This is a genomic window from Streptomyces zhihengii, assembly GCF_016919245.1.
Taxonomy (GTDB): domain Bacteria; phylum Actinomycetota; class Actinomycetes; order Streptomycetales; family Streptomycetaceae; genus Streptomyces; species Streptomyces zhihengii.
Window position 1 is genome coordinate 274,035 of record NZ_JAFEJA010000002.1, and the last position, 12,537, is coordinate 286,571.

Here is a 12,537-nt window from a genome sequence, read left to right on the forward strand (position 1 = left end):
GCTCGTCCACTCCGGGCCCGACGACAACACGGGTATGCGTGTCGTCATCGTCACCGAGTCCTTCCCTCCCGACGTCAACGGAGTGGCGCACTGCGCCCTGCAGACCGCCCGGCACCTCGCCGACGGCGGTCACGACCCCCTCGTCATCGCCCCGGCCGCCGCCGGGGCGGACGAGGCGGACACCCGGGCGCCCTGCCCCGTCGTCCGCGTCCCCTCGCTGCCCCTGCCCGGATACCCGCAGGTGCGGGTCGCGCTGCCCAGCCGCCGGGTCGCCGCGGCCGTCGCCGCGCACCGGGCCGACATCGTCCACCTCGCCGGCCCCTTCGTGCTCGGCGTCCGCGGCATGGCGGTCGCGACCCGCCTCGGACTGCCCGCCGTCGCCGTCTACCAGACGGACCTGGCCGGCTACGCCCGCACCTACGTCGGTGCCGGGGAAGGGGCCGCCTGGCGGCGGATCAAGGCGGTGCACGGCGCGGCCGACCGCACCCTCGCCCCGTCCACCGCGGCCCTGAAGGACCTGGAGGCCCACGGCGTCGAACGGGTCAGGCTGTGGCCGCGCGGCGTCGACACCGAGCGCTTCAGGCCCGCGCTCCGCGACGAGCGGCTGCGCCGCGAACTCGCCCCGCACGGCGAACTCCTCGTCGGCTACGTCGGCCGCCTGGCTCCCGAGAAGCACGTCGAACTCCTCGCCGGCGTCTGCGCCCTCCCCGGCGTACGCGTGGTCGTCACCGGCGACGGCCCGAGCGAAACCGCCCTGCGCTCGGCGCTGCCCGGCGCGGTCTTCCTCGGCCGCCGCACCGGCGACGACCTCGCGCGGATCTTCGCCTCGCTGGACGTCTTCGCCCACACCGGCCCGTACGAGACCTTCTGCCAGACCGTGCAGGAGGCGATGGCCTCCGGGGTGCCCGTGATCGCCCCCGCCGTCGGAGGGCCGCTCGACCTCGTCGACCACGGCCGCACCGGACTGCTCGTCGCACCCCGTGACCCCGCCGCGGTGCGCGACGCCGTCGCGGCGCTCGCCGCCGACCCCGCACGCCGCGCGGCCTTCGCCGCCGCCGGCCGGGCCGCCGTCGATGGCCGCACCTGGGCGGCCGTCTGCGCCCAGCTCACCGGCCACTACGCCGAGGTCCTCGGCGCGCGCACGGCGGTGGCGGCATGAGCGGGCGTGCACTTGGCGGTGGCGGCACGGCCGGGAGTGCAAACGGTGGTGGTGGCACGGGCGGGCGTGCATTTGGCGGTGGTGGCACGGGCGGGCTGCGGATCGTACGGCTGGCCAACTTCGTCACCCCTTCGTCCGGCGGGCTGCGCACCGCGCTGGACCGGCTCGGCCGCGGCTACCTCGCGGCCGGGCACGAGCCGGTGCTCGTCGTCCCCGGCGAGCGGGACGACGACCGGCACACCCCGCAGGGCCGCGTCATCACCCTGACCGGGCCCCTCCTCGCCGGCACCGGCGGCTACCGGGTGCTCGCCGGACGGCGCCGGCTGCGCGCCCTGCTGGAGGACCTCGCCCCCGACCGGCTGGAGGTGTCCGACCGGACCACCCTGCGGTGGACCGGGGAGTGGGCGCGGCGGCGCCGGATCCCGGCCGTCATGGTCTCCCACGAGACCGCCGACGGGGTGCTGCGCACCTGGGGGGTGCCCGGGCCCGCCGCCGCACGTGCCGCGGACCGGCTCAACCGGCGCAGCGCATGGGCCTACCACCGGATCGTGTGCACCACGGAATGGGCCGAGCGCGAATTCGTCCGCATCGGTGCCCGCAACGTGGTGCGCGCGCCCCTCGGCGTCGACCTGGAGCGCTGCACCCCGGCCCGGTACAGCCCCGCGCTGCGGGCCGGGTACGCCGCGCCCGGTGAGGTGCTCCTGCTGCTCTGCTCCCGGCTGTCGGTCGAGAAGCGGCCGGGCACCGCGCTCGACGCGCTGGCCGTGCTGCGGGAGCGCGGCGTGCCCGCACGCCTGGTCGTCGCCGGGGACGGGCCGCTGCGGACCTCCCTCGAACGCCGGGCGGCGGCGCGACGGCTGCCCGTCGCCTTCCTGGGCCACGTCGCCGACCGGGAGGCGCTGGCCGGTCTCCAGGCGGTGGCGGACGTCTGCCTGGCGCCCGGTCCCGCGGAGACCTTTGGCCTCTCCGCCCTGGAGGCGCTCGCCTGCGGCACGCCCGTGGTGGCCAGTGCCGCCTCGGCGCTGCCGGAGGTGATCGGCGGCGCGGGCGCCGTGGCCGCCGGCACCGGCGCGGACTTCGCCGACGCCGTCGGCGACCTGCTCGGGCGCCCCGAACCCGGGCGGCGCGCGGCGGCCCGGGCACGCGCCGAACTCTTCGACTGGCCCGCTTCCGTGGCCGCGTTCCTCGCCGCCCACGAGGCACTGCCCACCGGCGACACCGCCCAGCCGCGCGAGCACCGGCCGTGAGCGGCCACGGGGGCCCGCGTCCGGGCGCGGCGCTGCGGTTCGCCGCGCTCGGCGACTCGCTCACCGAGGGGGTCGGGGATCCGGTCGCGGGCGGGTGGCGCGGCTGGGCCGCGCTGCTGGCCGAAGGGGTGGGGAGCCCGGAGCGGCCCGCCGAATTCCTCAAGCTCGCCGTCGGCGGCGCCCTCGGCCGCGATGTCGCCGAGAGCCAGGCGCCCCGCGCGCTCGACTTCGGACCCGACATCGCCTCGGTGATCGTCGGCGTCAACGACACCCTGCGGCGCACCTTCGACATCGGCCGCCTCGCCCGCAGTCTCGACGAGGTCTGCGGGGCACTCGCCGCGCGCGGTACCGTCCTGCTGACCGCGTGTCTGCCGGACCCCGGCGCGATGTTCGCGCTGCCGCCGCCCCTCGCCCGTCCCCTCGCCCGACGGCAGCGGGCGGTGAACGCGGTCGTCCACGCGCTCTCCGACCGCTACGGCGCCGTCCATCTGCACGCCGCGGGCCCGGCCTGGGTCGCCGACCGGACGCTGTGGAGCGCCGACCGGCTGCACCCCGGTGAGCGGGGCCACCGGATGCTCGCGCGGACCTTCCACGACCTGCTGGCGCCCCGGGGCCTCGCCCTCGGACCCGCGCCCTCCGCCGAACCCGACCGCCCGCGTCCCACCCGCGCCGACACGCTGCTCTGGCTCGCCACCGCGGGCACCGGCTGGGTGGCCCGCCGGTGCACCGACCTCGTCCCCCAGTTGCTGTGGCTCGCGGGCGCGGAGGCGGGGCACCGCGCCCGGGGCACCTCGGCGCGCCTCGACCGGACCGCCGACGCCGCCCTGTCCGCCGCGCTCGCCGCCCTGACCCCCGCCGCGCCGGTCCCGTCCGCGCCACGGGTGCCGGTCCCGCCCGTCCCACGGGTGCCGCCCCTGGGCGTCCGAGCCGGGCCGGCCCCGGCCGGCGGCGCGAGAATGGGGGGATGAGCGGGCGCTGGGAGTTCTGGATCGACCGGGGCGGCACCTTCACCGACATCGTGGGCAGGCGGCCCGACGGCCGCCTGGTGACCCGCAAGCTGCTCTCCGACGACCCGGACCGGTACCGCGACGCGGCCGTCGCCGGAATCCGGGCCCTGCTCGGTGTCCCGGACGGCCGTCCGGTGCCGGCCGACCGCGTCGCCGCCGTCCGGATGGGCACCACCGTCGCCACCAACGCCCTGCTGGAGCGGCGCGGCGAGCCGACCGTCCTGGTGATCACCGAGGGCTTCCGCGACGCGCTGCGGATCGCCTACCAGAACCGCCCGCACCTCTTCGACCGCCGGATCCTGCTCCCCGAGGCGGTCTACGACCGGGTCGTCGAAGTCCCCGAACGCGTCGACGCCCACGGCCGCACCGTCACCCCCCTCGACCTCGCCGCCGCCAGGGAACGGCTCGCCGCCGTGCGCGCCGAGGGCATCGCCTCGGCCGCCGTCGTCCTGATGCACGGCTACCGGCACCCCGGCAACGAACGCGGCCTCGCCGCCCTCGCCGAGGAGCTCGGCTTCACCCAGATCTCCTGCTCCCACGAGGTCAGCCCGCTCATCCGCCTGGTGCCGCGCGGCGACACCACCGTCGTCGACGCGTACCTCTCGCCCGTGCTGCGGCGCTACGTCGACGACGTGGCCCGCGAACTCGGCGGGATCCGGCTGATGTTCATGCAGTCCAACGGCGGGCTGCGCGAGGCGAGCCACTTCCGGGGCAAGGACGCCGTGCTGTCCGGCCCTGCCGGGGGCGTCGTCGGCATGGTGCGCACCTCGGGCCTGGCCGGGCACGACCGGGTCATCGGCTTCGACATGGGCGGCACCTCCACCGACGTCTCCCACTACGCGGGCGAGTTCGAGCGCGGGCAGGGCACCCGGGTCGCCGGGGTCCGGATGCGCGCGCCGATGATGAGCATCCACACCGTCGCCGCGGGCGGGGGATCGGTGCTGCACTTCGACGGCCGCCGCTTCCGGGTGGGGCCCGACTCGGCCGGCGCCGTCCCCGGGCCCGCCTGCTACCGGCGGGGCGGGCCGCTCACCGTCACCGACGCGAACGTGATGCTGGGCCGGATCCAGCCGGACCACTTCCCGGCCGTCTTCGGGCCCCGGGGCGACCAGCCGCTCGACGCCCGCACGGTGCGCGAACGCTTCACCCGCCTGGCCGCCGAGACCGGCCGCGCGACCGGGACCGCGCGCACCCCCGAACAGGTCGCGGCCGGTTTCCTGGAGATCGCCGTCCTCAACATGGCCAACGCCGTCAAGAAGATCTCGGTCCAGCGCGGCCACGACGTCACCCGCTACGCGCTCACCTCCTTCGGCGGCGCCGGCGGACAGCACGCCTGCGCCGTCGCCGACGCCCTCGGCATCGGCACCGTGATCGTGCCGCCGCTCGCCGGTGTGCTGTCCGCCTACGGCATCGGCCTCGCCGACGCCACCGCGATGCGCGAGCAGTCCGTCGAGGCCGGGCTCGACGACGCGACGGCGGCCCGGGTACGCGAACTCTGCGACACCCTGGCCGGCCGCACCCGCGCCGAACTGCGCTCCGACGGCATCCCGGACGCCGCGATCACCACCCGCGCCCGGGTACGGCTGCGCTACGCGGGCACGGACGCCGGGCTGCCCGTCGCGCTGGACTCCGCGGCCGCGATGGAGGACGCGTTCACCGCCGCCCACCGCACCCGGTACGGCTTCGCCATGGACCAGCCCGTCGTGGTGGAGGCGGTGCGGGTCGAGGCGGCAGGCGGAGCGGCCGAGCACGGCGAGGTGCTCGCCGGGCCGGGCGGGACCGGCGGAGGGCGGCCGGCCGCCGCCGAGGTGCGGATGTACGCCGACGGCGCCACCCGCACCGTGCCCCTCGTGCAGCGCTCCGCCCTGCGCGCCGGCGACGAGGTGACCGGACCGGCGGTCGTCGCCGAGCCGGACGCCACGACCGTCGTCGACCCCGGCTGGCGCGCCACGGCCGGGGAGGCCGGCCATCTGCTGCTGACCAGGGTGACCCCGCGACCCGGCCGGGTGGCCGTCGGCACGGACGTCGACCCGGTGCTGCTGGAGGTCTTCAACAGTCTCTTCATGGCGATCGCCGAACAGATGGGGGTGCGGCTGGAGAACACCGCCCACTCCGTCAACATCAAGGAGCGGCTCGACTTCTCCTGCGCCCTCTTCGACGCCGAGGGCAACCTCGTCGCCAACGCGCCCCACATCCCCGTCCACCTCGGCTCCATGGGCGAGACCGTCGAGGAGGTGCTGCGCCGCAACGCCGGACGGCTGCGGCCGGGTGACGTGTACGCCGTCAACGACCCGTACCACGGGGGGACCCACCTCCCCGACGTCACCGTGGTGACGCCGGTGTTCGAAGGGGAGGAACTGCGGTTCCTCGTCGCCTCGCGAGGCCATCACGCCGAGATCGGCGGGATCACGCCCGGCTCCATGCCCGCGTTCAGCCGAACCGTCGACGAGGAGGGCGTGCTCTTCGACAACTGGCTGCTCGTCCGCGACGGCCGGCTGCGCGAGCGGGAGACCAGGGACCTGCTGACCGGGGCGCCCCACCCGTCGCGGGCGCCGGACGCCAACCTGGCCGACCTGCGGGCCCAGATCGCCGCCAACGAGAAGGGGATCGCCGAACTGCGGCGGATGACGGACCAGTTCGGCACGGACGTGGTGCGGGCCTACATGCGCCACGTCCGGGACAACGCGGCGGAGTCGGTGCGCCGCATCGTGGCCCGGCTCGACGACGGCGCCTGCCGCTACGAGACGGACGGCGGCGCGGTCATCCAGGTCGCGGTCCGCGTCGACCGCCGGCGGCGCACCGCGGTCATCGACTTCGCCGGCACGTCGCCGCAGCAGCCGGGGAACACCAACGCGCCCACCTCGGTGGTGACGGCGGCCGTGCTGTACGTCTTCCGCACGCTGGTCGGCGAGGACATCCCCCTCAACAGCGGGTGTCTGGAGCCCCTCGACATCCGGGTGCCCGAGGGGTCGATGCTCGCGCCCGTCCACCCGGCGGCCACCGTCGCCGGGAACGTCGAGACCTCGCAGGCCGTCACGGGAGCCCTGTACGCGGCCCTCACCGTGCAGGCGGAGGGCTCCGGCACGATGAACAACGTGACGTTCGGCAACGAGCGCTTCCAGTACTACGAGACGGTGGCGTCCGGGTCGGGTGCCGGGGAGGACTTCGACGGGGCGGACGCCGTCCAGACCCATATGACCAACTCGCGGCTCACCGACCCCGAGGTCCTCGAATGGCGCTACCCGGTGCGGGTGGACTCCTTCGCGGTGCGGGAGGGCAGCGGCGGGGCGGGACACCGGCACGGGGGCGACGGCGTCGTCCGCAGGATCCGCTTCCTGGAGCCCATGACCGTCGCGCTGCTGACGGGGCATCGCCGGGTGCCGCCGTACGGGATGGCCGGCGGGGAGCCCGGGGCGCTCGGCGTGAACCTGCTGGAGCGGGCGGACGGGAGCACCCGCCCGCTGGCGGGCGTGGACACCGTCGACGTCGAGGCCGGTGACGTGCTCGTCGTGCGCACGCCCGGCGGGGGCGGGTACGGGCCCGCGCCGGGCTGACACCACGAGGGCCGGGGCCCCGGGGCTGCTCGGGGTCGGCCGGGGCGGCGGCACGGCTCCCGGGTCAGGCCGGTGGCCGTACGGCAACCGGCGGTGGCCGGTGGCCGTACCGCTCCCGGGGGCGGCTCGTGGTGGTACGGCTTCCGGCGGCGGCACGGCTCCCGGGTCAGGTCCCGGGTCAGGTCCTCCGCCGGCGGCGCACCGGGAGGAAGCGGACCGGGGTGCCGGGCACGGCCTGGGCGGCGGCGGCGAGATCCGGCTCGGCGACCACCCCCACCACCGGGTAACCGCCGGTCGTCGGATGGTCCGCGAGGAACACCACGGGACGGCCGTCGGGCGGCACCTGCACCGCGCCCAGGACCATGCCCTCGCTGGCGAGTTCACCGTGCACGGCACGCTCCAGCGGGGGCCCGTCCGTGCGCAGCCCGATGCGGTTGCCCGACGAGGTCACGCGGTACAGGGCGGTCGCCAGGGTGCGCAGCGCGCCGGCGGTGAACCAGTCGTCGCGCGGGCCGAGCCGGATGCGCAGCAGGAGCTCGCCCGGCGGCGCGGGCCAGGGCACCGGACCGCCGCCCCCGGCGGGCGGTGCGCACCCCGGGCCGAGCGGCAGCACGGCGCCGTCCGTCAGAGGGTCCGGGCCCAGCCCCGACAGCAGATCCGTCGAGCGGCTGCCGAGCACCGGCTCGACCGCGACGCCCCCGGCGAAGGCGAGGTACGACCGGACCCCGCGCACCGCCGGATGCGCCTCCAGCACCGCTCCCGCGGGCACCGCGAGCGCGGCGCCCCAGGCCGCCGGGCGGCCGTCGACCGTGACCCGGCAGGGCGCGCCGCCCACGGCCACCGTCACCGGGCACCGCGGACGCACCGCGCAACCGGTGAGCGTCGTCTCCAGCACGGCCGCGCCCTCGGCGTTGCCCACGAGCCGGTTGACGAGCCGGGCGGCCGGGGCGTCCAGCGCACCGGACCGCGGCACCCCCAGATGGGCGTGGCCCGCCCGGCCGCCGTCCTGCACCGTGGTCAGCGCGCCCGCCCGGACGACCGCGAAGGCCCGGTCGCTCATGGGCCCTCCGCCACGGTGAAGCGGACCGTCGTCCCGGGGGACAGCAGCGCCGCGGGCTCCCGGGACGGGTCCCACAGGACGGCGTCCGTCGTGCCGATCAGCTGCCAGCCCCCGGGCGACGATCGCGGGTAGACGCCCGTGTAGGCACCGGCGACGGCGACCGAACCGGCCGGGACCGCGGTACGGGGAGTGGACCTGCGCGGCACGGCCCACTCCTCGGGCAGCCCCGTCAGATAGCCGAACCCGGGGGCGAAGCCGCAGAAGGCGACCCGGTACCCGGCGGACGCGTGCCGCTCGGCCGCCTCCCGCGGGGTGACGCCCCACAGTTCGGCGACGTCCGCCAGGTCGGGGCCGTCGTAGCGGACGCGTATCTCCACCGAGCCCGCGGCCCGCTGATCGGGCCGGGGTATCTCCCAGCGGGCCAGCTCCCCGGCCAGCCGGGCGGGGTCGTCCAGCCCGTCCAGGAGCACCGTGCGCGCGGCGGGCACGATCTCGCGGACGGGCGGCAGCAGACCCGCGGCACGGCGCCGCAGCAACTCCGCGTGCAGGGCCCCCGTCTCGGGCTCGCCCGGCAGCTCGACCAGGAGGGCGTGCTCGCCCACCGGCAGCACCCGGAGCGCCCCGGGCGGCAGCGCGCCGCTCATGCGAACGCCTCCACACGGACCCCGGCGTGCTCCAGCCGGCCGCGGACCTCGCGGGCCAGCGCCACCGCCCCCGGGGTGTCGCCGTGCAGACACAGCGAACGCGCCCGGACGCCGACCGGGCGGCCGCACCGGGACGTGACCACGCCGAACCGGGCCATGCTCACCGAACGTTCGACGACGGTCGCCGGATCGCTGAGCACCGCGCCCTCCTGGGAACGCGGCACCAGCGTGCCCTCCGCCGTGTAGGCGCGGTCCGCGAACGCCTCGGCGACGACGGGGAGCCGCTCCTTCTCCGCCACGGTGTGCAGGGTGGAGCCGGGCAGGCCGAGCACGGGCAGGCGCTCGCCCGCCAGCAGCACGCCCTCGACGACGGCGGCCGCCTGCTCCTCGTCGTGGACGACCCGGTTGTAGAGCGCGCCGTGCGGCTTCACATAGGAGACCCGGGAGCCCGCCGCACGGGCGAAGACCTCCAACGCCCCTATCTGGTAGGCGACCTCGGCCGCCAGCTCGCCGGGAGGCACGTCCATCGAACGCCTGCCGAAGCCCGCCAGGTCGCGGTAGGACACCTGGGCGCCGATGCGCACCCCGCGGGCCGCGGCCAGCTCGCAGACCCTGCGCATGGTGACCGCGTCGCCGGCGTGGAAGCCGCAGGCCACGTTGGCGCTGGTGACGACGGAGAGGAGCTGCTCGTCGTCGGTCAGCCGCCAGCGGCCGAAGCCCTCGCCGAGGTCGGCGTTGAGGTCGATGGACGCCCGGGTCATGGGTTCCTCCTGTCGGTCAGGCCACGCGGTACTGCTCGTCACGGGTGTCCGTGACGAACATGCGGCCGGGCGCGTGGGTGAGGGCGAACGGCGGACGGGACGCCGTGAGAGCGGCCTGCGGGGTCACTCCGCACGCCCAGAAGACGGGGACGTCACCCGGCTCGGCGTCCACCGGGTCGCCGAAGTCGGGGCGGGCGAGGTCCGCTATGCCGAGTGCGGCCGGGTCCCCGATGTGCACCGGGTCGCCGTGCACCGAGGGCATCATGGCACTCCGCGTCACCGCCGCGGTGAGCCGCCCGGCGGGAACGGGCCGCATGGAGACGACCATCGGGCCGCTCAGCCGCCCCGCGGAACGGCACTGGCGGTCCGTGACGTACATGGGGACGTTGCGGCCCTGTTCCACGTGGCGCAGCGGGACACCGGCCGCCAGCAGCGCCCACTCGAAGGTGAAGCTGCACCCGAGCAGGAACGTCACCAGGTCGCCGCGCCAGTGGGCCAGGACGTCGGTCGGTTCGGCGACGATCTCGCCGTGCTCCCAGACGCGGTAGCGGGGCAGGTCGGTGCGCAGGTCGGCCGCGTCGGCCAGCACCGTCCTCCAGGAGCCGGCGTCGGTGACGTCGAGCACCGGGCAGGGCTTCGGGTTCCGCTGGCAGAACAGGAGCATGTCGTAGGCCCAGTCGGCGGGCACGGACACCATGTTGGCCTGGGTGAAGCCGGCCGCCGTCCCGGCTGTCGGGGCGGCCAGCCCCGCGCGTATCCGCGCTCTGGCCTCGGCCGCCGTCCAGCGGGACGGGCCGGTTTCCGGCCCGGGGGCGGCGGGGAGGAGTGCCGCGGTGCCGGGGCGTCCCACGGCGGGCTGCGCGGTCACATCAGCTCCTTGCCGCGGGTCTCCGGCAGCCCGACGAGGGCGAGGGCGGCGAGGCCGTAGCCCGCGGCGCCGAGGACGAGGGCGCCGCCGACTCCCCAGCTGTCGGAGAGGAAGCCGACCAGGGTGGGCAGGAAGGCGCCGACCGCCCGGCCGCTGTTGTACGTGAAGCCCTGGCCGGTGCCGCGCACGGCGGCCGGGTACAGCTCGCTCAGGTAGGACCCGAAGCCGCTGAAGATGGCCGACATGCAGAACCCGAGGGGGAATCCGAGGACGAGGAGCAGGCCGTTCGCCCCGGAGGGAATGCTGGTGTAGGCGAGGATCCCGGCCGCGGAGAGCGCGGCGAACAGCGCGATGTTGTTCTTCCGGCCGATGCGGTCCGTCAGGTAGCCGCCCGTGAGGTAGCCGATGAAGGCGCCGGATATGAGGAACGCCAGATATCCGCCGGTGCCGACGACGGTGAGCCCCCGCTCGGTCTTGAGGTACGTCGGCACCCAGGTCGCCAGGGTGTAGTAGCCGCCCTGCACACCGGTCGACAGCAGGGTGGCGAAGAGGGTGACGCGCAGCAGGTCCTTGCGGAAGACGGCGGTGAACGAACCGCGCTCGGCGCTGGTGCGGCGCAGTTCCTCGGCGTGGGGGGCGTCGCTGACGTTGCGGCGGACGTAGACGACGAGCAGCGCCGGCAGGGCGCCCGTCCAGAACATCACCCGCCAGGCCGTGTCCGGGTCGAGGAAGTGGAACACCAGGGTGTAGACGACGACGGCCAGCGCCCAGCCGGCCGCCCACGCGCTCTGCACCGCCCCGAGGGTGCGCCCGCGGTGCTTCGCCGAGGCGTACTCCGCGACGAGGATGGCGCCCACCGCCCACTCGCCGCCGAAGCCGAGGCCCTGGAGGGCGCGGAAGACCAGCAGCGTCTCGTAGTTGGGCGCGAAGCCGCAGAGCACGGTGAACACGGCGTAGGTGATCACCGTGATCATCAGGGCCTTCACCCGGCCTATGCGGTCGGCGAGTATCCCCGCCAGCGCCCCGCCGATCGCCGAGACGACCAGGGTGACCGTGGTGAGGAGCCCGGTCTGCCCGTTGTCGAGGCTGAAGTAGGCCGAGATCGCCACCATGCTCAGCGGCAGGGTGAAGTAGTCGTACGAGTCGAGGGCGTACCCGCCGAACGCGCCGCCGAAGGCGCGGCGGCCGCGGGGGCCGAGCGCCCGCAGCCATCCGAACGCGCCGGTGTCGTCCGGCTGTCGACCGTGGACCTCAGGTGCCTGGGTCGTGCTCATCGTCACCTCGCGGAGGGGGGAGGGAGTGCAGGGAGTACGTCTGTGGATCCGGGCAGTGACGACAACGTAGGGGATTGTTCAACGATCCGACAAGGGGCGTGTGGAGTCGTTCCGGCTTATACGATTGGCGCCGGGTGCGCCGGTGCACTCCGACGTGGCGGGCACCGGCACGGGAGAGAGGGGCGTTGTGGGGACGACGGATCCCATGAACGGCGGCGGCGACGGCATCGGCGGCGCCGGCGGACTGGCCGACGACCGCGGCCTGTTGGGGCGCACGAGCACGGCCGAACGGGTCGCCGACATCCTGCGGTCCCGGATCGCCGACGGCTACTTCCCCCCGGGCGAACGCCTCTCCGAGGACGGCATCGGCAAGGCGCTCGGCATCTCCCGCAACACCCTCCGCGAGGCGTTCCGCCTGCTCACCCACGAACGCCTGCTCGTCCACGAACTCAACCGCGGCGTCTTCGTGCGGATGCTCGCCGTCCAGGACGTCGAGGACATCTACCGCACCCGCCAGCTCGTCGAATGCGCCGTCGTCCAGGGGCTGGGCGAGCCGCCGTACGCGCTCACCGGTCTGGAGGCCGCCGTCGCCGGAGGCGAACGTTCCGCCCGGGAACGCGACTGGAAGGGCGTCTCCACGGCGAACATCCACTTCCACCGCGAACTCGTCGCCCTGGCCGGCAGCGCCCGCACCGACGAGCTGATGCGCAGCGTCCTCGCCGAGCTGCGCCTCGCCTTCCACGTGGTCGACGACCCCCGCGGACTGCACCAGCCCTACCTCGTCCGCAACCGTGCCATCCTGGACGCCCTCCGGGCGGGGGAGCGCACCACGGCCGAACGGCTGCTCGCCGACTACCTGGACGACTCCCGGGCCCAGCTCGTGCGCACGTACGCCGGTCTGGTGGCCGGGCGGGGCACGGCGGACGGAGCGTAGCCGGACGGTCGCTTCTGCGCCGTTTCGAC

10 protein-coding genes are annotated in these 12,537 nt (G+C 75.8%); 5 read left to right on the forward strand and 5 right to left on the reverse strand.

Going from position 1 to position 12,537, the window contains the following annotated elements; all coding sequences use genetic code 11:
- The first annotated feature begins 34 nt into the window (after window positions 1-34).
- From JE024_RS29435 to JE024_RS29450, 4 genes are read left to right on the forward strand one after another with little or no spacing between them, the layout of a single operon-like run.
- Complete coding sequence (locus tag JE024_RS29435) at window positions 35-1,159, forward strand: glycosyltransferase family 4 protein (RefSeq protein WP_205377002.1); 1,125 nt, start codon at window positions 35-37, stop codon at window positions 1,157-1,159.
- The gene (locus tag JE024_RS29440) at window positions 1,156-2,406 is read left to right on the forward strand and encodes a glycosyltransferase (protein WP_205377003.1); all 1,251 of its coding nucleotides are present in this window, start codon (window positions 1,156-1,158) and stop codon (window positions 2,404-2,406) included. The genes JE024_RS29435 and JE024_RS29440 overlap by 4 nt, the downstream gene beginning before the upstream one ends.
- Window positions 2,403-3,374, forward strand: coding sequence for an SGNH/GDSL hydrolase family protein (locus tag JE024_RS29445; RefSeq protein WP_205377004.1), 972 nt, complete (start codon window positions 2,403-2,405; stop codon window positions 3,372-3,374). Before JE024_RS29440 ends, JE024_RS29445 begins: the two co-directional genes overlap by 4 nt.
- The gene (locus JE024_RS29450) at window positions 3,371-6,967 is read left to right on the forward strand and encodes a hydantoinase B/oxoprolinase family protein (RefSeq protein ID WP_205377005.1); all 3,597 of its coding nucleotides are present in this window, start codon (window positions 3,371-3,373) and stop codon (window positions 6,965-6,967) included. The genes JE024_RS29445 and JE024_RS29450 overlap by 4 nt, the downstream gene beginning before the upstream one ends.
- A gap of 178 nt (window positions 6,968-7,145) precedes the next feature.
- On the opposite strand, the gene JE024_RS29455 is transcribed toward JE024_RS29450, so the two are convergent.
- From JE024_RS29455 to JE024_RS29475, 5 genes are all read right to left on the reverse strand, one after another.
- Window positions 7,146-8,027 (reverse strand): 5-oxoprolinase subunit C family protein, encoded by an 882-nt coding sequence (locus JE024_RS29455; RefSeq protein WP_205377006.1) that lies wholly within the window; start codon window positions 8,025-8,027, stop codon window positions 7,146-7,148.
- Window positions 8,024-8,671, reverse strand: coding sequence for a 5-oxoprolinase subunit B family protein (locus tag JE024_RS29460; RefSeq protein ID WP_205377007.1), 648 nt, complete (start codon window positions 8,669-8,671; stop codon window positions 8,024-8,026). The genes JE024_RS29455 and JE024_RS29460 overlap by 4 nt, the downstream gene beginning before the upstream one ends.
- Window positions 8,668-9,432 (reverse strand): LamB/YcsF family protein, encoded by a 765-nt coding sequence (locus JE024_RS29465; protein WP_205377008.1) that lies wholly within the window; start codon window positions 9,430-9,432, stop codon window positions 8,668-8,670. Before JE024_RS29465 ends, JE024_RS29460 begins: the two co-directional genes overlap by 4 nt.
- Window positions 9,433-9,448: 16 nt before the next feature.
- On the reverse strand, window positions 9,449-10,189 hold the full coding sequence (locus JE024_RS29470; protein ID WP_244883573.1) for a putative hydro-lyase: 741 nt from the start codon (window positions 10,187-10,189) through the stop codon (window positions 9,449-9,451).
- Window positions 10,190-10,296: 107 nt separating this feature from the next.
- Complete coding sequence (locus JE024_RS29475; protein ID WP_205377009.1) at window positions 10,297-11,574, reverse strand: MFS transporter; 1,278 nt, start codon at window positions 11,572-11,574, stop codon at window positions 10,297-10,299.
- Window positions 11,575-11,779: 205 nt separating this feature from the next.
- Here JE024_RS29475 and JE024_RS29480 point away from each other — a divergent pair, with 205 nt between their 5' ends.
- Window positions 11,780-12,508, forward strand: coding sequence for a GntR family transcriptional regulator (locus tag JE024_RS29480; protein WP_205378417.1), 729 nt, complete (start codon window positions 11,780-11,782; stop codon window positions 12,506-12,508).
- Window positions 12,509-12,537 lie beyond the last annotated feature (29 nt).

Excerpts from the sequence above, each read along its gene's own strand:
- JE024_RS29435 (WP_205377002.1), top strand. The coding sequence starts at position 35 with ATGCGTGTCGTCATCGTCACCGAGTCCTTCCCTCCCGACGTCAACGGA.
- JE024_RS29440 (WP_205377003.1), top strand. The coding sequence starts at position 1,156 with ATGAGCGGGCGTGCACTTGGCGGTGGCGGCACGGCCGGGAGTGCAAAC.
- JE024_RS29450 (WP_205377005.1), top strand. The coding sequence starts at position 3,371 with ATGAGCGGGCGCTGGGAGTTCTGGATCGACCGGGGCGGCACCTTCACC.
- JE024_RS29455 (WP_205377006.1), bottom strand. The coding sequence starts at position 8,027 with ATGAGCGACCGGGCCTTCGCGGTCGTCCGGGCGGGCGCGCTGACCACG.
- JE024_RS29460 (WP_205377007.1), bottom strand. The coding sequence starts at position 8,671 with ATGAGCGGCGCGCTGCCGCCCGGGGCGCTCCGGGTGCTGCCGGTGGGC.
- JE024_RS29465 (WP_205377008.1), bottom strand. The coding sequence starts at position 9,432 with ATGACCCGGGCGTCCATCGACCTCAACGCCGACCTCGGCGAGGGCTTC.
- JE024_RS29475 (WP_205377009.1), bottom strand. The coding sequence starts at position 11,574 with ATGAGCACGACCCAGGCACCTGAGGTCCACGGTCGACAGCCGGACGAC.
- JE024_RS29480 (WP_205378417.1), top strand. The coding sequence starts at position 11,780 with ATGAACGGCGGCGGCGACGGCATCGGCGGCGCCGGCGGACTGGCCGAC.